Origin of the sequence: Corallococcus sp. EGB, from assembly GCF_019968905.1 — a bacterium.
In the GTDB taxonomy this organism is placed as follows: Bacteria; Myxococcota; Myxococcia; order Myxococcales; family Myxococcaceae; genus Corallococcus.
In genome coordinates this window covers 1676586-1699780 of sequence record NZ_CP079946.1, presented here as the reverse complement: position 1 = coordinate 1699780, position 23195 = coordinate 1676586, and the positions used below count along the sequence as shown (strand labels likewise).

Annotated in this window: 16 protein-coding genes; 14 read left to right on the top strand and 2 right to left on the bottom strand. The window is 69.1% G+C overall.

Annotated features, from left to right (window positions below):
• Positions 1-2: 2 nt before the first annotated feature.
• Positions 3-1547: a Cof-type HAD-IIB family hydrolase gene (locus KYK13_RS06995; protein ID WP_223642949.1), complete on the top strand. Its 1545-nt coding sequence runs from the start codon at positions 3-5 to the stop codon at positions 1545-1547.
• On the opposite strand, the gene ppk2 is transcribed toward KYK13_RS06995, so the two are convergent.
• The gene (gene ppk2 / locus KYK13_RS06990; RefSeq protein WP_223642948.1) at positions 1528-2328 is read right to left on the bottom strand and encodes a polyphosphate kinase 2; all 801 of its coding nucleotides are present in this window, start codon (positions 2326-2328) and stop codon (positions 1528-1530) included. The two genes, KYK13_RS06995 and ppk2, sit on opposite strands and share 20 nt — an antisense overlap.
• Before the next feature lie 202 nt (positions 2329-2530).
• Between ppk2 and KYK13_RS06985 the strand changes: the two genes are divergently transcribed.
• From KYK13_RS06985 to KYK13_RS06930, 12 genes are all read left to right on the top strand, one after another.
• Positions 2531-4132 carry an efflux transporter outer membrane subunit gene (locus tag KYK13_RS06985; RefSeq protein ID WP_223642946.1) on the top strand — a complete coding sequence of 534 codons (1602 nt, stop codon included), beginning with the start codon at positions 2531-2533 and terminating at the stop codon, positions 4130-4132.
• A gap of 10 nt (positions 4133-4142) precedes the next feature.
• A complete protein-coding gene (locus KYK13_RS06980) occupies positions 4143-5153 on the top strand; it encodes an HlyD family secretion protein (protein WP_223642944.1) in 1011 nt (336 codons plus the stop codon).
• Positions 5154-5178: 25 nt separating this feature from the next.
• On the top strand, positions 5179-7992 hold the full coding sequence (gene rbbA / locus KYK13_RS06975) for a ribosome-associated ATPase/putative transporter RbbA (protein ID WP_223642942.1): 2814 nt from the start codon (positions 5179-5181) through the stop codon (positions 7990-7992).
• A gap of 2 nt (positions 7993-7994) precedes the next feature.
• Entirely contained in the window at positions 7995-9119 is a 1125-nt protein-coding gene (locus KYK13_RS06970) for an ABC transporter permease (RefSeq protein WP_223642940.1), read from the top strand.
• 49 nt (positions 9120-9168) lie between these two features.
• Complete coding sequence (locus KYK13_RS06965; RefSeq protein ID WP_223642937.1) at positions 9169-9942, top strand: class I SAM-dependent methyltransferase; 774 nt, start codon at positions 9169-9171, stop codon at positions 9940-9942.
• A gap of 303 nt (positions 9943-10245) precedes the next feature.
• Positions 10246-11631, top strand: coding sequence for an ELWxxDGT repeat protein (locus KYK13_RS06960; RefSeq protein WP_223642936.1), 1386 nt, complete (start codon positions 10246-10248; stop codon positions 11629-11631).
• Positions 11632-11850: 219 nt separating this feature from the next.
• A complete protein-coding gene (locus KYK13_RS06955; RefSeq protein ID WP_223642934.1) occupies positions 11851-12072 on the top strand; it encodes a hypothetical protein in 222 nt (73 codons plus the stop codon).
• Between the two features lie 54 nt (positions 12073-12126).
• A complete protein-coding gene (locus tag KYK13_RS06950) occupies positions 12127-12345 on the top strand; it encodes a hypothetical protein (RefSeq protein WP_223642932.1) in 219 nt (72 codons plus the stop codon).
• A gap of 50 nt (positions 12346-12395) precedes the next feature.
• Positions 12396-15380, top strand: a complete 2985-nt coding sequence (locus KYK13_RS06945) for a DUF1611 domain-containing protein (RefSeq protein ID WP_223642930.1) — start codon at positions 12396-12398, stop codon at positions 15378-15380.
• On the top strand, positions 15380-17182 hold the full coding sequence (locus tag KYK13_RS06940) for a peptidase domain-containing ABC transporter (RefSeq protein WP_223642928.1): 1803 nt from the start codon (positions 15380-15382) through the stop codon (positions 17180-17182). The genes KYK13_RS06945 and KYK13_RS06940 overlap by 1 nt, the downstream gene beginning before the upstream one ends.
• 23 nt (positions 17183-17205) lie before the next feature.
• Positions 17206-17481: a hypothetical protein gene (locus KYK13_RS06935; RefSeq protein ID WP_223642926.1), complete on the top strand. Its 276-nt coding sequence runs from the start codon at positions 17206-17208 to the stop codon at positions 17479-17481.
• On the top strand, positions 17478-18176 hold the full coding sequence (locus tag KYK13_RS06930; RefSeq protein ID WP_223642924.1) for a S8 family serine peptidase: 699 nt from the start codon (positions 17478-17480) through the stop codon (positions 18174-18176). The genes KYK13_RS06935 and KYK13_RS06930 overlap by 4 nt, the downstream gene beginning before the upstream one ends.
• Positions 18177-18180: 4 nt before the next feature.
• Here the strand turns inward: KYK13_RS06930 and KYK13_RS06925 are convergent, their stop codons facing one another.
• On the bottom strand, positions 18181-20625 hold the full coding sequence (locus KYK13_RS06925) for a carboxypeptidase regulatory-like domain-containing protein (protein WP_223642922.1): 2445 nt from the start codon (positions 20623-20625) through the stop codon (positions 18181-18183).
• 409 nt (positions 20626-21034) lie between these two features.
• Here KYK13_RS06925 and KYK13_RS06920 point away from each other — a divergent pair, with 409 nt between their 5' ends.
• Positions 21035-23194 carry a molybdopterin cofactor-binding domain-containing protein gene (locus KYK13_RS06920; protein WP_223642920.1) on the top strand — a complete coding sequence of 720 codons (2160 nt, stop codon included), beginning with the start codon at positions 21035-21037 and terminating at the stop codon, positions 23192-23194.
• Position 23195: the final 1 nt, after the last annotated feature.

Genomic DNA, 23195 nt, shown 5'->3' with positions numbered 1-23195 from the left:
CCATGACCATCAAGTTGCTCATCGCGGACGTCGACGGGACCCTGGTGACGCGGGACAAGGTCCTCACCTCGCGAACCCGCGAGGCCGTGGCCCGGCTGAGCGCAGCCGGCATCCTGTTCACCCTCACGAGTGGGCGTCCGCCGCGTGGGATGTCCGGGCTGGTGGCCCCGCTGGGGCTCACCGCCCCCCTGGCCGCATTCAACGGCGGCGTGTACGTCAAGCCCGACCTCACGACGGTGCTGGCGCAGCGGACCCTGCCTCCCGCCATCGCCAGACACGCCGTGGACTTCATGCTCCAGGCGGGCCTGGATGTCTGGGTCTACCAGGGGGCGGACTGGTTCCTCCGCGCCCCCGAGGCCTTCCGCGTGGCTCGCGAGCGGAGCAACATCGGGTTCGACCCGGTCGTCGTCGCGAACCTGCACGGCGTGCTCGACGCCGCCATCAAGATCGTCGGGGTGAGCGAGGACACGGCGCGGGTCGCGCGCTGCGAGGCGCAGCTCGCCTTGCGGCTGGGCGCAGAGGCATCCGCGGCGCGCTCGACGGCCTACTACCTCGACGTCACGCACCCCGAGGCGAACAAGGGAATGGTCGTGCGCGAGGCCGCACGCCTCCTCTCGCTTCCCCTCGAGCAGATCGCGGCCATCGGGGACATGGCCAACGACCTGCCCATGCTGAACACCGCCGGCCTGGGCATCGCCATGGGCAACGCCAGCGCCGAGGTTCAACGGTCCGCACGCCACGTCACCCGCACCAACGAGGAGGACGGGTTCGCCCACGCGGTGGATGGCTTCATCCTGGGCCAGCCCCCCCTCGCGCGGACGAAGCTGGGGCTCCCGCCGCGAGCGCGTGCCTGCCTCTTCGGCGTGGAGGGCGTCCTCACCCAGACCGCCAGCCTCCATGCTAGGGCCTGGAAGCAACTGTGCGACTACTACCTGCGGCAGCGCGCGCGGTCCTCGGGGCAGCCCTTCATCCCCTTCGACCTGGTGCGCGACTACAGCCGCTGCTTCGATGGCAGGCCCTCCCTGGAAGGCATCCACGCGTTCCTCGACGACCGCGGCATCGAGCTGCCGGAGAGCACGGTCCACGCACTGGACGACCGCAAGGGAGGGCTCCTGGTGGAGCTGCTCCGGCAGGAGCGCGTGGAGACGTATGAGGGAGCGGTCCGCTACGTCCAGGCGGCGCGCGCCGCGGGACTCCGGACAGCGGCCGTCTCCGCGAGCAGGCACGGCGAGGCGATGCTCCGGTCGGCCGGCATCGCGGACCTCTTCGACGCGCGGCTCGAAGCCACGCCGCCCCCCGAGCTCTACCTCGCGGCGGCCCGGGCGCTCGGTGTCACCTCCGAAGAGGCGGTCCTCTTCGAGGACACGCCCGCTGGCGTCGCGGCGGCGCGAGAGGCCCACTTCGCCTATGTCATCGGCGTCGGCCGGCTGGGCCCGTCCACCGGGCTGCGCCGCCACGGCGCGGACCTCGAGGTGACGGACCCCGCCGCCCTCCTCGGGCAGGACGAAGCCCTACGGAGCTACGCTGTCAGTACTTTTCAGGGATGAAGTTCTTCCCCTGGAGCGAAGCGGAGTCGTCGTACTCCCCATGATTGGAGCGCGGGGGCAGCTTCACCTTCGCGCGCTTCACCTTCTTGTGGGGAATCCTATCCAGCAGGAAGCGGATGCAGTTGAGCCGCGCCTTCTTCTTGTTGTCGGAGCGCAGGATGTGCCAGGGCGCATACGGCGTGTCCGTCGCGGCCAGCATCTGATCCCTCGCGTGGGAGTAGTCGTACCAGCGCTTCCAGGACTTGATGTCCATCGGGCTCAGCTTCCACTGGCGCAAGGGGTCGTCGATCCGCGCCGCGAACCGCCGCGCCTGCTCCTCCTTGCCGACCTCCAGCCAGATCTTCAGCAGGAGGATTCCGCTTTCGACCATGTACTTCTCGAAGACGGGACAGCCAATCAGGAAGCGCTCGTGCTCTTCGGGAGTGCAGAAGCCCATCACGGGCTCGACGCTGGCGCGGTTGTACCAACTGCGATCGAAGATGACGATTTCGCCCGCCGCGGGAAAGTGCGGCACGTACCGCTGCAGGTACATCTGTGATTTCTCGCGGCTTGAAGGGGCCGGGAGGGCCACCACTCGGAACACGCGGGGACTCACCCGTTCGGTGATGGCGCGAATCGTTCCGCCCTTCCCGGCCGCGTCCCGGCCTTCGAATACCACGATGACCCGCATCTGCTCCTGCTTGACCCACTCCTGGAGTTGGCAGAGCTGGGACTGGAGCTTGCGCAGCTCCTTTTCATAGGCCTTGCGCTTCAGCGGCTCCGCGTGTGCGTCCTGTGCCATGGCCTTAGGGTTGTGCGGCGCCACCGCCCGCGCAATGCGTGCGAGCCCACCGGCCAAGTCAGACAACAGCCACGTCGCCCTCGGGTTCGTGGCAGGAATGGCGCAACGAACATCGAGCATTGCCCATTGGTGCATTTGGACGACGCGGACTTCCGCGCGCCGCATGGCATGCGAATCCTCCCTCGCCATCGAGGAGCCTCGGATGTGGAGGACGAACAGCACCATGCAGGGGAAGAACTTCACCGGCGCATGGCCGCTGCTTGGCGTCCTGACCGTGCTCTCCGGGTGCACGGTCGGCCCCCGGTTCACGAGGCCCGAAGCCCCTATCGCCAAGGAGTGGAGCACCCAGGGCGACCCGCGACTTTCGACCCAGGATGCGGTCAATACCGAATGGTGGAAGTCATTTGGGGACCCCTCGCTGGATCGCCTCGTCGAGCTCGCCTACCGGCAGAACCTGCCGCTGCAAATCGCGGGGCTGAGAATCGTCGAGGCGCGCGCCCAGCTGGGCATCCTGACCGGCAGGCAGTTTCCACAGGTCCAGGTCGCGACCGCCAGCGTGGCCGCGGTGGGGCGCAGTAAGAACTCCGCCGCGTCGAACATCATCGACCTGGCCAACCTCAATGAGATCGACCGCCACTTCCTGGACTACCAGGTGGGCTTCGACGCGCTGTGGGAGGTGGACTTCTGGGGCAAGTACCGTCGCGGAGTGGAATCGGGAGCCGCGAGCCTGCTCGCGTCGGTGGCGGACTATCAGTCCTCCGTCGTCTCGCTCACCGCGGAGGTCGCGCGCACCTACGTCACGGTCCGGACCTACGAGGTCCTCATCGAGCAGGCCCGGGAGAACGTCCGGATCCAGGAGGAGGGCTACCGCATCGCCGAGTCGCGCTTCAGCAACGGTGTCACCTCGGAGCTCGACATGATGCAGGCCGAGACCCTGCTGGAGAGCACCCGGGCCACCATCCCCCAATTGGAGGCCGGCCTGGAGCAGGCCCACAACGCCCTGAGCACGCTGCTCGGCCAGCCCACGGATGAGGTGCAGGCGTTGCTGGCGGGTCCCAAGCGGATTCCGCTCGCGCCCGCGACGGTGGCCGTCGGCATGCCGGCGGAAATCCTGAGGCGGCGTCCGGACGTCCGCAGCGCGGAGCTGTCCGCCGCCGCGCAGTGCGCCCGGGTTGGCATCGCCGAGGCGGAGCTCTATCCGAGCTTCTCCCTCTTCGGAACCATCGGGCTGCAGGCGAGCACCGCCGGCTCTGCGAACGGCAATCTCTTCTCCTTGGGCAGCCTCGCGTATTCCGTGGGTCCCCGGATCGTCTTTCCCTTCCTGAACTACGGCCGCCTGAAGAACGGCGTGCGGGTCGAGGACGCGCGGTTCCAGCAACTGCTCGTCAACTACCGCAACACGGTGCTCAAGGCGGCCCAGGAGGTGGCGGACTCCCTGACGGGATTCGTCAACGCCCAGAGGGCCATGGCGTTCCAGCAAGCCGCCGTGAAGGCCGCGCAGCGGTCCGTGGAGCTCGCGGTGGTGCAGTACCGGGAAGGCGCCGTGGACTACCAGCGCGTGCTGGACGCGCAGCGCTCGCTCCTGGAGCAGCAGAACAACCTGGCCCAGACGAGCTCATCCATCGCCACGAACCTGGTCGCCCTCTACAAGGCGCTGGGCGGGGGCTGGGAGGTCCGCCAGGGCCAGCCCATCCTGCCGGAGCCGGTGAAGGGCGAGATGGAGAAGCGGACCCACTGGGGCGACATGTTGTCCAAGCCGCGGGCGCCGGAGCAGAAGGCGCTTCCGCCAGCCGGAAAGCCATAGAGAGTCCGCCATGCCCAAGCACCCGAAAGGGAAACTCAAGTGGGTCATTGGGTTGATCGCCCTCGCGATCATCGTGATCATCGGCTTCAGCTACTGGAAGGGGAAGAAATCCAAGCTGCCGGAGGGAATCGTCTCCGGCAACGGCCGCATCGAGGCGAAGCTGGCGGATGTCTCCGCCAAGGAGCCCCTGCGGGTGAAGGAAATCCTCGTCAACGAAGGCGACCTCGTCAGGCCCGGTCAGGTGCTGGTGCGATTGGACACCTCCACGCTGGAGTCCAGCCTGGCGGAGGCCAACGCGAACCTCGCGGCCACGCAGGAGAAGCTGGCGGTGGCCGAAGCGGGGGTCGTCAAACAGAAGAGCGAGATAGAGCTCGCCACCATCGAGGTCGAGCGCTCCAGGAGGCTGGTGGCGCAAGGCGCGGGCTCGCAGCGGGACCTGGACGTCCGGACGAGCCAGGCGGAGACCGCCCGGGCCGCACTGGAGGAAGCGGCCGCCACGCTGAAGACCTCCCGCGAGGAGATTGAGGTCGCGCGCGCCAACGCGGCGACGATTCAAACGCGCATCGCCGACGCGACGCTCAAGTCTCCGGTGACGGGGCGGGTCCTCTACCGCCTCGCGGAGCCCGGAGAGGTGCTCGCCCCCGGCGGACCGGCGCTGACGCTCGTGAACCTGGAGGATGTCTTCATGGAGATCTTCCTCCCCGCCAGTGAGGCCGCCCGCGTGAGGATTGGCTCGGAGGCGCGCCTCACCGTCGACTTCGAACCCGACCGCTCCATCCCCGGCTACGTCTCCTTCGTGTCACCGGAGGCGCAGTTCACGCCCAAGCAGGTGGAGACGAAGAGCGAGCGGGAGAAGCTGGTGTTCCGCGTGAAGCTCCAGGTCCCCCGGGAGCTGGCCGGCCGCTACGTCGAGCGCATCAAGACGGGCATTCGCGGCGTCGGCTACGTCAAGGTGGACCCCAACGCCACCTGGCCTTCCCAGCTGCGCAACGTCATCACGGCTGAGTCCGGATCCCACTAGCCCGGAGACCCGGGAGGGCTCGGCCATGATCTCATCCTCGTCGCCAGAATCGCCGGCCGGCTCCTCCCGTGGGCCCGTGGTCTCCGTCCAGGACGTGACCCACCGCTACAAGAAGACCGTCGCGATCGACGGGCTCTCGCTCGACGTCCCCAGTGGCATCCGGGTGGGCATCGTGGGGCCTGACGGCGTGGGCAAGTCCACGCTGATGGCCCTGGTGGCCGGCGCCAAGAAATTGCAGCAGGGACGCGTGATGGTCCTGGACGGGGACATCGCGGACGCCCGGCACCGGCGGGACGTGGGACCGCGCATCGCGTACATGCCGCAGGGGCTGGGAAAGAACCTCTACCTGGAGCTCAGCGTCTACGACAACGTCGACTTCATGGCCCGGCTCTTCGGCCTGTCCCCCGAGGAGCGCAAGGTGCGCGTGCCGGAGCTGCTCGCGGCCACGGGGCTGGGCAGGTTCGCGGAGCGCCCCGCCGGCAAGCTCTCCGGCGGCATGAAGCAGAAGGTGGGGCTGTGCGGAGCGCTGGTGCACGACCCGGACCTGCTCATCCTCGACGAGCCCACCACCGGCGTGGACCCGCTCTCCCGGCGGCAGTTCTGGACCCTCATCGACGAGATTCGCGCCGGGCGCCCCGGCATGAGCGTCATCATCTCCACGGCCTACATGGACGAAGCGCAGCAGTGGGACTGGATTGTCGCCATGGACGCGGGGCGCGTGCTGGCGACAGGGACCCCCGCGGAGCTGATGCAGCGCACGGGGACCCAGGACCTGGAGAAGTGCTTCATCGCGCTGCTGCCCGAGGAGAAGCGCCGGGGCCACACGGAGCTCACCATCCCCCCCCGCGCACCGGGCAACGCGGAGCTGGCCATCGAGGCCCACGGGCTGACCCGCCGCTTCGGGACCTTCACCGCCGTCGACCACGTCACGCTGTCCATCGAGCGCGGTGAAATCTTCGGCTTCCTGGGCTCCAACGGCTGCGGCAAGTCCACGACCATGAAGATGCTCACTGGACTGCTGCCTCCCTCGGAAGGGACGGCGAAGCTCTTCGGCAGCTCCGTGGATGCCGGCAGCATGGAGGTGCGCAAGAACCTGGGCTACATGACCCAGGCGTTCTCGCTGTACGGCGAGCTGAGCGTCCAGCAGAACCTGGTCCTGCATGCGCGGCTCTACCATCTGCCGCCAGACAAGGCGAAGGCGCGCATCGATGAGCTGGTCGAGCGGTTCGGCCTGGGCGCCCACCTGGAGACCCTCGCCGGGGACCTGCCCATGGGCCTGCGTCAGCGGCTCTCGCTGGCCGTCGCCGTGCTGCACGGGCCGCAGATCCTCATCCTGGACGAGCCCACGTCGGGAGTGGATCCGGTCGCCCGGGACAGCTTCTGGGAGCTGTTGATCGACCTGTCGCGCAAGCAGGGCGTCACCATCTTCGTGACGACGCACTTCATGAACGAGGGGATGCGATGCGACCGCATCTCCCTCATGAACGCGGGGAGGGTGCTGGCGGCGGACAGCCCGCAGAAGCTCATCGAGTCGAAGCACGCGGACAGCCTGGAGACGGCCTTCATCGCCTACATGGAGGAGGCCATCGCCGAAAAGGCACGCACGGAGAGCCAGGAGGGGAAGGGCCAGGGCACAACGCCCGCCCCCAAGCCCGAAGCCCCCCCAGCCGAGCCCCCGTCCGCGCCACGAGCGGACCGGGCCGGCCTGCGGCTGCGGGTCGGCCGGATGCTCGCGTACGCCTCCAACGAGACCAGTCAAATCCTCCGCGACAAGGTCCGGCTGGCGTTTGCATTCATCGGTTCGGCGCTGCTGATGCTCGTCTTCGGCTTCGGCATCACGACCGACGTGGAGAACATCCGCTACTCCGCGTTGGATCTGGACCAGTCCCCCGAGAGCCGCACGTACCTGGAGCAGTTCAGCTCGGCGAAGCCCTATTTCGCCCGGACTCCGCCATCACCGTCCGCGGACGATGCGCTGCGCCGGCTCCAATCCGACGATGTCTCGGTGGTGCTGGAGATTCCACCCCGCTTCGGTCTGGATTTCCGCCGGGGCTCCGGCCCCGAGGTGCTGGCGCAGGTGGACGGCGCCATGACCTTCCGTGGCGACACCGTCGAGCAATACGTCCAGGGGGTCCACGAGCGGATGCTCCGGGATCCCGCGAGCGGCTTCCGGTCCGCCAGCGCGCAGGAGTACACGGCCAATATCGAGGAGCGCTACCTCTACAACCCCACCTTCAAGAGCATCTACTCCATCGTGCCGAGCGTCCCGGCGCTGCTGCTGTTGCTCATCCCCGCCATCCTCATGACGGTCAGCATCGTGCGGGAGAAGGAGCTGGGGTCGATCATCAACTTCTACGTCACGCCCACGGGGAGGCTGGAGTACCTGCTCGGAAAGCAGCTGCCCTACGTCGCCATTGGCATGGCCAACTTCTTCATCCTGACCGTCCTGGCGCTGGTGGTCTTCGGCGTCCCCATCAAGGGCAGCTTCCTGACGCTGGTCCTCTGCACGGTGTTCTACGTCACGGCGACGACAGGCATTGGGATGGTGACGTCCACCTTCACCGGCAGCCAGGTCGCGGCCGTGTTCGTCACGGCCATCTTGACCATCGTTCCAACCATCCAGTTCTCCGGCTTGTTGCAGCCCGTCTCCACGCTGCAGGGGGGGGCCAAGCTCGTCGGCTCCATCTGGCCGGCGACCTATTACATGCACGCCAGCCTGGGCGCCTTCACCAAGGGACTGGGGGCGGGCCTCCTCCTGGGGGACGTCCTCTTCCTGGCGGTGTGCGTCCCCATCCTCCTGGCCATCAGCGTGATGGGCCTGAGAAAGCAGGAGAAATAGCGGTGAACTCGCTGCTGAACATCCTGTGGCTCGGGCTCAAGGAGCTGCGCAGCCTGCTCAGCGACGCGGTGCTGGTCGTGTTCGTCGTCTATGCGTTCACCCTGGCCATCTACGTCCAGGCCACGGGCACCTCCAGCGAGGTGAACAACGCCTCGATTGCCTTCGTCGACGAGGACGGGTCCGCGCTGTCCAAGGAATTGCTCAACGCCTTCTATCCGCCCCGCTTCAAGTCGCCGGAGGTCATCACCTCGGAGGACATCCAGCCGGACATGGACCGGGGCCGGTTCATGTTCGTCGTCGTGATTCCGCCCCGCTTCGAGCACGACCTCCGTGCGGGGCGCAACCCGGACATCCAGGTGAACATCGATGCGACCGCCATGCAGCAGGCGGGCATCGGGGCCGGCTACATCAAGAACATCATCAACGACCGCACCTCCTCCTTCCTCAAGCGCACGGAGGCGACGGGACCGAAGCCGGTCCGCCTGGTCGTCCGGAAGCTCTTCAACCCCAACGGGGTGTCGTCCTGGTTCAAGAGCGTGGTGGCCATCATCAACCAAATCACCCTGTTGACGGTCGTGCTCACGGGCGCCGCGGTCATCCGCGAACGCGAGCACGGAACGCTGGAGCACCTGCTCGTGATGCCGTTGACCTCGTTCGAGATCGCCATGGCGAAGGTCTGGGCCAACGGGCTGGTCATCCTGGTCGCGACCGGGGCCTCGCTCCTCCTGGTCGTGCGGATGGTGCTGAAGGTGCCGTTCGCGGGCTCGGTGGTGCTGTGGTTCGTGGGCGTCGTGCTCTACCTGTTCTTCGCCACGGCGCTCGGCATCTTCCTGGGGACCATCTCCCGCTCCATGGCGCAGTTCGCGCTGCTCATCATCCTGGTGGTCCTGGTGTTGATGCTGCTTTCAGGCGGGAGCACGCCCGTGGAGAGCCAGCCCAAGTGGCTGCAGTACGGCACATACCTCCTGCCGGCCCGGCACTTCGTGAGCTTCTCGCAGGTCATCGTCTACCGTGGAGGAGGACTGTGGGCCGTCTGGCGCCAGTTCCTGATGGTGAGCGCGGTGGGCGTGGGGTTCTTCGTCTACAGCCTGGCGCTGTTCCGCAAGTCCATCGCGGTGAGCAAGTAGGGTCCGAGGCGATGGAAGACGGACGCGAGGAGGCTCTATCCTCCTCGCGATGAACCTGCTCCCCAGACTCCACCTCTTCGAGTTCCTCGACCAGTCGTGGCTGCCCACGCCGTTGCGCCGGGGCGAGGCCGACTACCTGCACGTCGTGCTCGACAAGACGCGCCCCTACGACACCGTGGCCCCCCAGCTGGCGGAGCTGCTGCGCATGTCCGGCACGGACCGCATCATCGACCTGTGCTCGGGGACGGGCGGCCCCTGGCGCACCCTGCTCCCAGCGCTGCGCCGCCTGCACGGTGAGGCCGAGGTGGTGCTCACCGACCTCCACCCCACCCCGGTGCCGGAGCTGCCCGAAGGTGCTCGGTACCGCGACACTCCGGTCGATGTCATGCGCGTTCCGGAGGAGCTCACAGGGTTGCGCACCCTCTTCGAGGCGTTGCACCACTTCCGTCCGAAGCAGGCGAAAGCCCTCCTCGCGGACGCCGCCACACGAGGCGTTCCCATCGCCGCCTTCGAGCTCACGCAGCGCTCGGCGCTGTACGTCCTCTTCCAAATCCTGCTCATCGTGCCCCTGGTCTGGGGCTTCACCCCGCTCATCCGCCCGCGGCGCTGGTGGCGGCTGATGTTCACCTACCTCATTCCCATCATCCCCCTGCTCATCCTCTGGGATGGCGTGGTGTCGTCGCTGCGGACCTACACACCGGAAGACCTCGATGAGTTGACCGAGGGGCTCGACGCCAATGGCTATCGCTGGCACAGCGGCGTTCACCGGGCCAATGGAATGACCATCACCTACCTCATCGGACTGCCTCGCCGTCAGCCGTGAGCCAGGCCGCGCGGGGCCATGCGCGAGGAATGGCCATCCACCCACCTCGCCGGACAGCCCCCAGGTGCATGGAGACATCAGGACCAGCCAACTCAACGTCCAAGAACAACTCATTCCCTTCACGGCGCCCCTTGGAAAACAAAGCATCACACCCCACTCTCCGAGTGCAGCAGACCGGGAGGAGATGCCATGCATGTAAGGAATTGGAGCGCCTTGCTGTGGTTGGGTCTGGCCGGGGTAGGTTGTGGGGGATTGCAGGAGGATGAGCTGTCGGGTGGTCCTTCACCAGCGGAGGCACTCCCCGTGGCCACCGTGGCGGAGGACTCCCGCGAGGTGACCGCCCAGGCGTGCCCCCCAGGGGTGGCGTCCCCGGTGGCGACCCTCCAGCCCGCGGGCCAGGTGGACGTCATGACGGAGTTCACGAACGTCCAGGGGACGCTCTTCTTCGTCACCTCCACCTACTCGACCGGTTCGGTCCTGTGGCGCAGCGACGGCACGGCGGCGGGCACCGTCAAGGTGAAGTCGTTTCCGGGGCCGCCCGGCGTCTATCAGCCCCAGCACCTCGTCGCGGTGGGCAACACGCTCTTCTTCCAGGTGCGCACCGACACCACTGGCATGGAGCTGTGGCGCAGTGACGGGACGCCGGGAGGGACGCGGCTGGTCAAGGACATCACGCCCGGCGCGCAGGGCTCCGTGCTGACCAACGCCACGGAGCTCGATGGCCGCCTGGTGTTCTTCCGCTGGGTGCCGCTCCCGGGAGGCCTGGCCGGGCCGGAGCTGTGGCGGTCCGACGGGACGGCCGCCGGTACGCTTCGGGTGCGCACCTTCAATGGGATGACCGGCCTGGGCAACTACACCATGAAGGTCGACAACGCGTTGCTCTTCTTCTTCTCCGAGGACACGGGCACCACGCTGTGGCGCACCGACGGCACGCTGGCCGGGACCACCTCCGTCAAGCGGTTGGATGCGGGACTCACCTACCTCACGGAGGTGAGCCGCCCGGGTGAGCAGCCGGTGTTCATCCTGGAGGACGGCCCCAACTACGAGGTGTGGAAGACCAATGGCACCGCCGCGGGGACCCTTCGCCTGGATTCCTTCGGCAAGCGGGTGAGCCTGCTCGGGACGCTGGGCAGCCATGTCTATCTGGCGTCCTTGGACAGCCCGGCGACGCGGCGGCTGCGCATCGACCGGCTCTCGCTGAGCGGCGGTGGCAAGACGGGAATCACCACCCTGCCCAACCCCTATGCCTCCGACGAACGCGCGTATCCCGCCGTGCGGACGGCCGTGGTCTCTGGCGGTGACCTCTACTTCGAGGTGGACATCGTCAATGACGACCCCGTGCCCGCGGATGTCTCGCTGTGGGCGACGAATGGAACGGCCGCGGGGACCCGCCAGCTCTTCGACAATCCCTATGTGGAGTACGGGTACTACTATCCCCTGTTCGCCACAGGCTCGGGCCAGGTCCTTTTCGGCGGCACGTCCCAGCCGATTGGCCCCACCTTCCCCTATTTCACCCGGGGCTCCACGGCGACGCAGGGGCGGTTGGCGGACGTCTCCTCTCCCAACTCGTTCATCCGCGTGGGCAATCGCATCTTCTTCACCGGCATCGCCGCCACGGGTGACGGCCAGCTGTGGTCCGTGCCGGCCACCTTCAGCTGCCCGCCCGGGCTGACCGAAGCGCGGGAGTAGGCAGGGCCGACGCCGTGGCGATGATCCGCCCCCGGCTCATCGCCACGGCGTGCGCCTCCGCCTTCCCGGAGAGGGGTCCTGTGACACCTGTGAAACAGGAAATGACGCGCATTTCCTGACAGTTACAGACACCAAGGACTCCACGGCTTGCTCGCTTCTCCGTCCCTTCCTAGGATTCGGGGCCCCGCTGATCTCCCCTCATCCCCTGGAGTCCCCACCATGCGGTACACGCGCAAGAACATCTCCGAGCTGCTCGACACCGTGCAGGGCACCCCCGACGTGACGGGATTCTGGACGTCCACGATTGGCGGCACCCTGTACAACATCACCCCATCCGCGGGCGGCAACATCCTCCAGGACGTCTACAACCCGAACCACCGCATGTGCGAGGACGGCGGGCAGACCGTGTTCGAGGACGCGGCCCAGATTGGCTGCTACTAGCCCCAAGACCCGCGCCTCTCCCCTGCCGTTCCCCCCGCAACACGGAGGTCCCCGATGCGTTTCACGCGCAAGGATGTCTCGGAGCTGTTGGAGCAGGTCCACGGAGGCCCGGACGTCCAGGGCTTCGCCACGTCGAACTTCTCCAGCACCACCTATTCGCTCGTCGCCTCGGGGCCGGGAACGGTCTGGCAGGACCTCTTCAACTCAGCCCACCGGCTGTGTTCCGAGGACGGCGCGACGTCCCCCACCGAGGACTGCGGCGGCGGCGCCTAGCCTCGCGGTTCGCAGTGCTTCCCCGTCCCCCTCCGTGTCGCGGTCCCCTCATGAACACGCGCCTCACCCTGATCCTCAACACCCACATGCCGCAGGTGTTGGGCGAGGGGCCCCTCTTCGATGAGCCGGAGAACTGGCTCTTCGAAGCGCTGACGGAGACGTACATCCCGCTGTTCCGGATGTTGGAGCGCTGGGATGCCCAGCGCTTCGCCGGCACGCTGGTGATGTCCTTCACCCCGTGCCTCGTGGAGCAGCTCGTCGCCTGCGAGGAGCGCTACACCGGCTACCTCCAGCTGCTGAAGCGCATCGCCACGCGCGAGCTGGAGCGCACGTCGCGGCTGGAGCTCTACAACCGCTACGAGAAGTATCCCCAATCCCTGTCGGACGAGGCGCTCTCCCGGGTCCACCGCACCGCGGGCATGTACCTGCGGCGCGTGGAGGACAGCCTCGCGTTCCTGCGCCAGCACAGCCTGCGCGACGTGTTCGCCACGCTGGGGCGCTCGCGCCCGTCCAACGTGCAGCTGTGGACCTCCACGCCGCAGCACAACTTCCTGCCCTTCTTCCAGCCCGCCATCGCGGACCGGCTGGTGGCGCGGGGCGTGGAGTCCTTCCAGGACATCTTCGGCCGCGAGCCGGACGGCCTCTGGCTGCCCGAGTGCGCCTTCCAGCCGGGGGTGGAGCGCGTGCTCACGCGCCATGGCATCCGCCGCACCGCGCTCAGCCTGACGGGCATTGGCGCATCACAGCCCCAGGACCCCAGCGGCGTCTTCCGCCACGAGGACCTGGAGGTGATGGTCCACGACTACCGCATCGGGCTGTACCTGTGGAAGTCGCCCGAGTCCACGTTCCCCGCGCACCCGGTGTACCGCGAGTTCTTCCGCGATGTGGGCTTCGACCTGCGGCCCGAGTACTTCGAGGAGCTGGGCGTGCCCGTGCCCGCGAACAAGCGGGGGCAGGTGTGGACGGGCCTCAAGTACCAGGCGGTGACGGGCCAGAAGGTCGACCTGGGACAGAAGGCGCTCTACGACGTGGACGCCGCCCGCGCCCAGGTGACCCGGCACGTGCGCGAGTTCTGGGAGCTGCTCGACTCGCGCCGCTCGCTCGTCCAGGACGGGCAGACGTTCGTGCTCGCGTTCGACACGGAGCTGTTCGGGCACTGGTGGCACGAGGGCATCGAGTGGCTGGACGGCGTCATGCAGCCCGCCGCGCCCGTTGAAATCCAGGCCGCCGCGCCGCCGCCGGAGCCGCCGACGCTGCCCCGGCTCTACTATTCGACGTGGGGGCGCGACTTCTACAGCGAGCACTGGCTGACGCCGGGCAACGCGTGGATGTACGCGCTCATCAAGCTGGTGGAGGCGCAGCTGCCGGAGCCGGTGGACGCGGAGACGCGCGAGACGTGGCGCCGCTTCGAGGTCTTCAGCGGCAGCGACCTGCTGTTCATGATTCCGGATCCAACGCAGCGGGACCGGGCGCGCTCGCTGTTCCTCGCGCGTTACGCGGACGTCGTGTCGCGGTTGAAGGACTTCTCGCCGGAGCTGCTCACGTCCTTCCCGGTGGACCCCTTCAAGTGCGTGCTCATCCACGTGAGCAAGGCCGGCGGGCAGGAGCAGCCGCCGTTCCTCCTGCGCCGGCTGTCCCTGGAGGGGCGGAACACCGAGGCGCGCCGGGAGCTCACGCTCGACGCGGAGGTGCTGGAGGTCGCGGGCCTGCGCGTCGCGTTCCAGTACTTCCTCCTGCACCCGCAGGGCCGCTACACGTTGCGCGTGGAGGGCTCCGAGCGCGAACACATCTTCCAGATGCCGGACTACGGCGTGCCGCTGCTCATCGCGCCGGACACCCGCACCTATCCCAAGTACGACCCGGAGGTGCTCTACCGGAAGCTGGGTGAAATCTGGGAGGGCGATCAGCACCTGCCCCTCAAGCAGAACCCCACGCTGCGCAGCCGCCACATGTACACGCGCGCGCACGTGATGGAGGTGCTCCAGGGCAAGCGGACCGCGGTCTTCAAGTACAACAAGGAGGGCTACGCGCTCCTGCGCTTCCGCGACCGCAGCCCGGCGCCTGCGACGGTCGTGTTCGACGACACGGTGACGCTCAGCGACGCGGGCACGTACATCCAGGCCGGGGCGCTGTCGGTGCCCGTGGTGAATGATCCGGCGGACATCGCGCGCCACGCCTTCGACGCGGTGGTGTTCACCTGCTCGCTCAACTTCGAGACGGAGGTGCCGCACGTCCGCGCGCTGCTGGAGGTGGCCACGCGCAGGCGGCTGCCGGTGGTGTCGCTGTACGACGACATCCTCTACTACGACCTCTTCGACGGGCTGGAGCCGGACCCCGACCTCTTCTTCCGCGTGGCCGTGCCGGAGCAGGACGCGCTCGCGAAGCCGGGCCCGGAGGACTATGGGCCGCGCAACCTGCTGGGCGTCTTCGGCACGGACACGGTGCAGGGCAAGTTCACCACGCAGGTCTACCTGCGAGAGGCGCTGGCGAAGCACGTGCGCGTGCGTCACCACGCCACGGAGCCCACGGGCATCCTGCTGGGCTCGGATACGGGCTACTCGCGCGTGCTGCGCGTGGAAGGGCCGCAGCGGCTGGCGTTCGAGCGGCGGCTCATGGCGGACCTGGCGAAGGACTGCGACCTGGTCATCACCGGCGGGCAGAACGGCCTCCTCTATGTGCCGCAGGGGCAGGACCGCCGGGCCAACGCCTCCACGCACATCTACGAGACGTTCCTGCCGCGCCTGGTGGTGCTGACCGTGTCGGTGGACACCAGGCCGGAGGACGTGGTCGCGACGCGCGAGTACCTGGAGCTGCTCGCCCGTGAGCACCACGTGCCCTGCACGGTGGTGGGCCTGGCGATGATGGGCGGGCGCAAGCTCTTGGGCAGCCGGTGGACGGAGACGTGGTTCCTGGGCGTCCGGGACGAGGTGTTGGAAGGTGCGCGGCGGAAGCTGGAGCAGCACACGGGCCTGCGCGTCCACGCCATCCCCGAGGAAGCGGACGCGCTGGCTCGGAGCGTGCTCACGCACCTGTGATGGAAGCGGACTGCGCGATGCAGGCGGAAGGGCCCCCCGGGCTGCGGCAGTCAGCGCGCTACCTCGTCGCGCTGCTGCGGCTGTTACGTCCGGCGTGGGGCGCGCTCGCGAGGAGCGCGCTCCTGGGGCCGGTCATCACCGGGCTGCTGCTCATCCCGCCCTTCCTCACGCGGCTGTTGTTCGACCACGTGTCGTCTCCGCGGGACCTGGGGCTGTTGCACGTGCTGGTGCTGAGCATCCTCGCCGCGTCGGTGGCGGCGGCGCTCGCGGAGTCGCTGTTCGGCTACTACTCCTCCTACCTCACGGTGAAGCTGGAGAGCTCCGCCGCGCTGTACCTCTTCAACCACCTGCAGCACCTGCCGGACCGCTTCTTCTCCCGGCGCCAGGTGGGGGAGCTCACCAGCCGCTTCGATGATGCGAAGGCGGGCATGGCGCTGGTGCTGGGGTTCATCCGGCTCGTCTTCTCACAGCTCACCTTCCTGGTCGTCATCCCGTTCACCCTCGCGTCGCTGCACTGGCAGCTGGCGCTGGCGGCCGTGGCCACGCTGCCCATCGTGGTGTCGGTGCCGCTCGGCATCGGCCGCGCCATGGGGCTCGCGTGGCAGGAGGTGATGGGCGTGCACGGCGCGCTCCAGGCGCTCCAGGTGGAGACGCTGCGGCAGAGCCGCACGACGAAGGTGCTGGCGCTGGAGCCGTTCGTGTACCAGCGCGCGGCGGGGCTGATGCGGTCCGTGCTTCGGGCGCACCTGAAGGCCCATGGGGTGGAAGGGGTGCTGCGGCTGTTCGAGCGTTCGGTGGAGGCGGCGCAGACGGCGCTCTTCACCTGGCTGGGCTGGGGGCTCATCCTCCAGGGCAAGCTGACGCTGGGCGGCTTCGTGGCGTTCGTGGCGTATGCCGCATACCTGCGCGGGCCGGTCATCGAGGCCATCGCCTTCGTCACCGGCCTTCAGCAGCGCGGCGTCCACCTGCGCCGCTTCTTCGAGTACCTGCACGAGACGCCGGAGCAGGATCCGTCCCGTTCGCTGACGCCGCCGGCCCCTCCGACGCGGCGGCTCTCCGGCGGAGTGGAGCTGGAGGACGTGTCCTTCGGCTACCTGCCCGGCCAGGACGTGCTGCGCGAGGTGAGCGCGCGCATCCGGCCCGGCACGGTGGTGACCATCGTCGGCTCCAGCGGCTCCGGGAAGACGACGCTCGCGCGGCTGCTGACGCGGCTGGAGGCGCCGGGCCGGGGACGCGTGCTGTACGACGGGCAGGACGCGAGCACGCTGGAGCTGTCCGACCTGCGCCGGCAGCTCGCGGTGGTGTGGCAGGACGTGGAGCTGTACCACGGCACCGTGCGCGACAACCTCACCCTGGGGCTCCCTGCCGTGAGCGAAGAGGACCTGCTCCAGGCGGTGCGGCTGTGTGTGTTGGAGCCCGTGATTGCCGCGCTGCCGCAAGGCTACGACACGCCCGTGGCCGAGGCGGGCGCGAGCCTCTCCGGCGGACAGCGGCAGCGGCTGGCGCTGGCCCGCGCGGTGCTCCGCGACGCGCCGGTGTTGCTGTTGGATGAAGCCACCTCGCAGCTCGACGTGGAGACGGAGTCCGCCATCGTGCGCGCGCTGCTCGCTCGGGCCCGGGAGCGCGGGCAGACGGTGCTGTTCATCACGCACCGGCTGGCCAACGCGCCCCTGGCGGACGAGGTGTGGATGCTCGCGGGAGGCCAGTTGGTGGGTCAGGGGCCGCACGCGGAGCTGCTCGCGCGCTGTGCTCCGTACCAGCGGCTGTTCCGCGCGGGCATGGGCGAAGCGGACGCCGCCTAGCGCGGACGGAAAGGTGTCCGATCATGGCGAACGAGAGTCCACGCTCCTCCGCACCGCTGCCCCTGTTGGAGGACCCCGACCACGCCGGCCTCTTCGTCGTGCGGCGCATTGGCACGCTCACGCTCCTGCTCGTCGTGGTGCTCGGCGCGGGGATGGCGCTCGCGGGGTCGCTCGTGCATCTGACCGTGTCCGTTCCTGATGCCGTGCCGCCCCGCACGGAATCCGTGTCGCTGGGCACCTACGTGCTCCAGCAGCTGAAGCACTGGAGGCCTTCGCGGCTGGGAGGCGGTTCTCCGTGAAGAAGGTGGGCATCATCGACAGCGGCGTGGAGGTGGCCTTCCTGCGCGAGCACGGCCTGCATCTGGCGGGAGCCGCGTCCTTCTCGCTCGATTTGGACGCGCAGGTGCTGGAGGCGCGTGCCTATGAGCGGGAGGAGTTGGAGGCGTGGAGGGACGGAACGGGCACGCTGGACCTGGAGGACACGCACGGGCATGGCACGGGCATCCTGAGCATCCTCTACGACCAGGTCCGTCCATGGCCGGACGTGGAGGTCTACGTCGCCCGCGTCCTCGACCGGAACATCCGCGGACACTCACTGTGCCTCGTGGAGGCGATGGCGTGGATGCTCGACGAGGTGGGCGTGGACGTGCTCAACCTGAGCTTGGGCACGACCCACCGCGCGCTGGAGGCGTCCATGCGGGAGCTGGTGGACCGCGCGGCGGCGCGAGGCGCCATCATCGCCTCGTCCGCGGGCGGCATGCCCACCCTGCCCGCGCAGTTGGAGTCGGTGGTGTCCGTGGGCGACCCGGCCCTCATGGAACGCGTGGGGGCGGACGTGAAGGTCGACCACGTCGTGAAGGAGCGGGAGGTGAAGCTCTACATGGGGGGCCACTGGATGCAGATCCCCATGACGACCAGCTTCGCCTGCGCGGTGGCGGTGGCAGAGGTGCTGCGCGACGGTGCGCCTCCGGGATGGCGGCGCAAGTCCGGCTGAAGCCTCACGGGGTGGACGGTGTCACCTCCAGGGCGACGTCCCCCAGGTCCAGCACCTCACCTTCCTTCAGCTTCAATGGCCGGCGCAGATGTCCCTGGGAAGGGCTTCCCAGGAGGACGAGGAGGCGCTCGCCCGCGCGCACTCCATCGAGGGAGAAGCGGCCCTCCGCGTCGGACTGCCCAGGGGAGGAGCGCTCACCCTCGATGAAGATGAACGCACCGGAGACGGGCGCCTTCGTGGCCGCGTCCACCACCCGCCCACGCACGGTGGCCGGCGTCGTCAGGGGGATGTCCACTTCGAGCACCGTGCCCGTGCCGGGAGAGGCCAGCACTTCCCCGACAGAGCCGTCCACCGTGCGCGCCGTCAGCTTCACGGGCTCGGGAGGGACATCGCGCAGTTCGAAGCGATCGCCGGAGAACTCGAAGGGCCCATCTCCATCCGAGAGGAATCCCTTCTGGAGCTGGAGCGACACGGAGAAGCCGCGCACGGGTTCGCCCTTGCGCACCACGCAACCGCGGAGGAAGGCCGAGGGCCGCAGCCGCACCACCACGTCTTGCTCCGGGACGATGGGCGTGGCCTCGCTGGAGCGTCCGCCGTTGCGCGCGACCATCATCAGGCGGCGCGTGGCGGAACCTCCCACGCGGGAGTGAGGAACCGCGAAGCGTCCCTCTTCATCCGTGGGCGTCATCGACAGGGGAATCCACTGTCCTTCCCCCGCCGTGAGGGTGATGGTGGCGTGGGGCGAGGGCGAGCCATCCGGCTCCAGGACGACGCCCCGGTATTCGTTCACGTCGTGGTGCTCCTCCCAGGTGAAGTCGACCTGGGTCGTCCGCCCCGCCTCCACACGCACCTGCTCCCGCTGGCCCTGGACGAAACGGCCACGCGCCATGAGCACGAGCGTGTAGCCCCCAGAAGGAAGCACCATCCGGAAGACGCCGTCCGCGTCAACGACGGTCTGGCCCACGCCCAGGGTCGCTCCTTGCGGGGCCTCATCCCCCACGGCCGTCACCTCCAGCAGCGCGGGCGGAAGTGAGCCTCTCGCCGCGCGCACCCGGCCCTCCACCGTGCCGGTGCTCTCCAGCGTGAAGTCCACGCGCATCGCGCGGGCCGCCGCCACGGTGACGTTCTGGGTGACGCCGACCGTCGCCCCGTCATGGCGCGCGGTGAGGGACAGGCGACCCGCGGCGAGCCCCTCGAGCTGGTAGCGGCCGTCGACGTCGGTGCGGACCTCCATGGGGCTCGCGCCTGACTCGTTGCTCCAGTCGTTGACGCCAGAGACCCGGGCCGCCGCCACCGGCGCACCGTTCCTGTCGCGCACCTGGCCCTCCACCGAACCGGTGCCTGAGAGCTTGAACTCCACGGGGAAGCGTTCGCCCTGGGTGACCGTCAGGCCCGAGCGGGTGGCGGGCGAGTGGTTCGCCGCCGTGACCTTCGCGTCGTAGCTGCCGGGTGCGAGCCCTCGCACGACGAAGCGCCCCTCCGCGTCCGACACGGCGGAGCCAGGGCCTCCGTCTTCGCCCGAGGGCGTGACATCGACACGAGCCCCTTCCACGGGCCCTCCTGACGACTCCTCCACGACGCGGCCCTCCAGCACCGCGCCGGGTCCCAACTGGATGCGCACGCCGCGCACGGTGCCGCCCGCGACACAGACGACCGGCATGTCGAGCGCCCCGGTCTCCTCGCCGCGCCGCGCGGACAGGGGATGGGAGCCGGGCTCCACCTCCACGGAGAAGCCGCCCTGCGCTCCCGTCGTCACCACCTGCGACGGACTGCCGCCCACGCGCACCTCCGCATCCGCGGCGGGCAGGCCCTTCGCGTCCACGACGAAGCCCTCGATGACGCTCGCCCGCCGGAGCGCCAGCGTCAGCGGGCCTTCCGTGGGGATGCGCAGACGGCTGAGCACCACGCGCGCGTAGCCGGGGGAGCGGGCCTCCAGCAGATAGGTGCCCGGAGCGAGGCCATCGATGCGGAAGCTCCCCCGCTCGTCGCTCGTGGCATAGACGCGCTCGTCGTCGGGAGCCGCCACGCGCTCCCAGGGCTGCAGGTCGCGGGGGTGCGCCGTGAGGATGAGCTCCACGAGCGGCAGCGGTTCATTCGTCTCACGCGTCACCGTCCGGCCTGTGAGCGATTGCGCGGGCCCCAGGGCAATTCGCACGGACGTGCGCGACTCGCCGAGCGGGCGGACCGCATCGCGCAGGAAGGGGGCTCGGCCTGGAGCGCGCACCGCCACCAGATAGCGGCCGGGGCCGGAGGCGAGGCGGACATGGCCTGTCGGATCCGTGAGGCCGGTGCCCGCCAGCGTCCACGCGGACGTCACTGCCCCTTGTGCGTAGAGCCGCACGGTGATGCCCGCCAAAGGCTTCCCCTCCGCGAGCACCTCCACGTCCAGGACGCCCTCCGCCTCGTTCGGGGACTGCGAGGTCGGAAGGGGATCGCCCTCCGCCTGCATGGGATGCCCCGACGCGAACGCGGAGTGGGTGGGGCGCTTCCGCGTGAGTGTCGCCTCTGAGTCGCCTCCGGTCGCGGACGGCCCATCAGAGCGTAACGCCCAGAACAGCACGAGGCCGCACGCGACCAGGACCCACACGCCACCGATGAGCCACCTGCGCATGACCGCCGTCCTCGCACCCCGCCTCCATGGGGGTTCCAGCCACCAGTATCCACCGAAGCGATGTGCACGTCCCGCCCCTGCATCCGCCACGCGCGCCGCGTTGCATGTCGGCTTCGCTCAAACAACACGGCGTTTCGGGCCCCTCCGAGGTCCTGTCCTGAATGCTTCCGCGTTCCAGGTGACAGGTGCCGCACAGGGCCTGCCAGGGCATTGGGGGGCGGTCCTGGCCGCGTGACACACTTTCGTCATGGCCGACACGCTGCCCACGGATGCAGCACCTCCCAGTGGCTTCGACCGCCGCAAGTTCCTCACGTGGCTGGTGGCCTCGCCCACGTTGATGATCGCGGCGCGATGCGGGCTGGACCTTCCCTCCGCACAGGCCGCGGAGCCCGCGGCGGCACCGGAGGAGACGCCGCTCAACCTCTACGTCGCCGTCCGGACCGACGGGCGCGTCGTCGCCACCCTGCCCCGTACGGAGATGGGCCAGGGCATCACCACCGCCGTGTCCATGCTCGTCGCCGAGGAACTCGATACGAGCCTCGACGCCGTGGATGTGCACACCGCCGACGCGGATCCGCGCTGGCTCATCCAGCTCACCGGGCTGTCCTCCTCCATGCGCTATCTGGCGGGTCCGCTCCGCGCCGCCGCGGCGGAGGCCCGGGCGCGGCTGGTCACCGCCGCCGCGCACCGCTGGCATGTCCTGGCCCTCACGCTCACCACCGCGCAGGGAGAGGTGCGCGCCCCCGACGGCCGAAGGCTCGGCTACGGTGAGCTCGCGGAGGACGCCGCGCGCGTGTTGCTGCCGGAGGTCTCCCCTCTTCCGAAATCCCCGAGCAAGTACACGGTGGTCGGTCAGCCCACGGGGCGCGTCGACGCGCGCGACATCGTCACCGGCGCGGTTCGCTTCACCCTGGACCTCGATATTCCGGACGCTGTGCCCACGGTGGTGGCGCGGCCTCCCACGCTGCGCGGCACGGTCCAGTCCTTCAATGCCTCCACCGCCGGGGGCATGCCTGGCGTGGTGGGCGTGGTGCGGATTCCCTCGGGCGTGGCGGTGGCGGCCCAGACGTTCGCGCAGGCCTTCTCCGCGCGCGATGCGTTGCAGGTGACCTGGTCCCCCGGCCCGGCCAGCCATCTCTCCGACGCCAACATCCGGACCCGGCTGCGCGATGCCATCGGTCCCCGTCCGCTGCCCCCGCTGCTCACGACCCGGGTCGTGGAGGGACGCTTCGACTTTCCCTACCTCGCGCACGCCCCCATGGAGACGCAGAGCTGCGTGGCCCGGGTGACGGCCGACGTCGCGGAGATCTGGTCCGGCGTCCAGGATCCGAAGTTCGCGCGGAGCCAGGTCGCCGCGGCGCTCGGCTGGGCGCTCACCCCGCAGCGGGTCACCGTGCATCCCATCCGCGCGGGAGGCGGCTTTGGCCGGCGCTTCTTCACCGAAGCGGCGGTGGAGGCCGCGCTCATCTCACGGGCGCTCGGGAAGCCGGTGAAGTTGATGTGGAGCCGCAACGATGAGATGCGCCACGGACACTACCGGCCCGCGAGCCACCACCGCATCCTCGCCTCGCTGGGAATGGGAGGTTCCATCCTCGGCTGGCACCACCGCGCGGCCATCCCCACCGTGGAGTTTCCCCACGGCTTCGGAGACCTGCTCACCTCGCTGGCCGGGCAGGTCCTGCCGGAGGTCACCAGCGCGGTGTTCTTCGCGCTCACCCAGCACGTCCCCTACCAGTTCGGTTGGGTGTCGCAGGAGCTGGCCGAGGTTCCGCTCCCCATTCCCACCGCCTCCTTCCGCTCCGTCTTCACCAGCCAGGTGGGCGTGGCGAACGAGCTCTTCGTCGACCAGCTGGCTCGCGAGCTTCAGAGGGATCCGGTGGAGCTGCGGCGCTCCCGCCTCACCTCGCGAAAGCTCAAGGCCGTGCTGGACCGCGTGGTGCAGGAAGGTGCCTGGGGCCGCGCGCTGCCGCCCGGGGTCGCGCAAGGCGTCGCCGTGCTGGAGGAGTGGGACAGCGCCATCGCCCACCTCGTCGAGGTGGACGTCACCAGCGGGACGCCGCGCGTGTTGCGCGTGGTCATCGCCGCGGACGTGGGCCTGCCCATCAACCCGAAGGGCATCGAGGCGCAGCTGCAAGGCGCGGCGGTGGACGCGATGTCCACCACGCTGAGCGCCGGGCTCCACATCGACGCGGGCGCCGTGCGCGAGGGCAGCTTCGCGGACTACCGGTGGCTGCGGATGAAGCACACGCCCGCCGCCATCCAGGTGCATCTGGTGCGCTCCGACGACCGCGTGGGCGGCGTGGGAGAGCTGGGCTACCCCAGCGCGGCGGCGGCCCTGGCCAACGCCATCGCCCGGGCAACGGGCGTCATGCCCACCCGCTTCCCCATCCTCGACGAGGGAGCCTGAC

Excerpts from the sequence above, each read along its gene's own strand:
- KYK13_RS06950 (WP_223642932.1), top strand. The coding sequence starts at position 12,127 with ATGCGTTTCACGCGCAAGGATGTCTCGGAGCTGTTGGAGCAGGTCCAC.
- KYK13_RS06985 (WP_223642946.1), top strand. The coding sequence starts at position 2,531 with ATGTGGAGGACGAACAGCACCATGCAGGGGAAGAACTTCACCGGCGCA.
- KYK13_RS06940 (WP_223642928.1), top strand. The coding sequence starts at position 15,380 with ATGGAAGCGGACTGCGCGATGCAGGCGGAAGGGCCCCCCGGGCTGCGG.
- KYK13_RS06920 (WP_223642920.1), top strand. The coding sequence starts at position 21,035 with ATGGCCGACACGCTGCCCACGGATGCAGCACCTCCCAGTGGCTTCGAC.
- KYK13_RS06925 (WP_223642922.1), bottom strand. The coding sequence starts at position 20,625 with ATGCAGGCGGAGGGCGATCCCCTTCCGACCTCGCAGTCCCCGAACGAG.
- KYK13_RS06945 (WP_223642930.1), top strand. The coding sequence starts at position 12,396 with ATGAACACGCGCCTCACCCTGATCCTCAACACCCACATGCCGCAGGTG.
- ppk2 (WP_223642948.1), bottom strand. The coding sequence starts at position 2,328 with ATGGCACAGGACGCACACGCGGAGCCGCTGAAGCGCAAGGCCTATGAA.
- KYK13_RS06995 (WP_223642949.1), top strand. The coding sequence starts at position 3 with ATGACCATCAAGTTGCTCATCGCGGACGTCGACGGGACCCTGGTGACG.
- KYK13_RS06955 (WP_223642934.1), top strand. The coding sequence starts at position 11,851 with ATGCGGTACACGCGCAAGAACATCTCCGAGCTGCTCGACACCGTGCAG.
- KYK13_RS06935 (WP_223642926.1), top strand. The coding sequence starts at position 17,206 with ATGGCGAACGAGAGTCCACGCTCCTCCGCACCGCTGCCCCTGTTGGAG.
- KYK13_RS06965 (WP_223642937.1), top strand. The coding sequence starts at position 9,169 with ATGAACCTGCTCCCCAGACTCCACCTCTTCGAGTTCCTCGACCAGTCG.
- rbbA (WP_223642942.1), top strand. The coding sequence starts at position 5,179 with ATGATCTCATCCTCGTCGCCAGAATCGCCGGCCGGCTCCTCCCGTGGG.
- KYK13_RS06980 (WP_223642944.1), top strand. The coding sequence starts at position 4,143 with ATGCCCAAGCACCCGAAAGGGAAACTCAAGTGGGTCATTGGGTTGATC.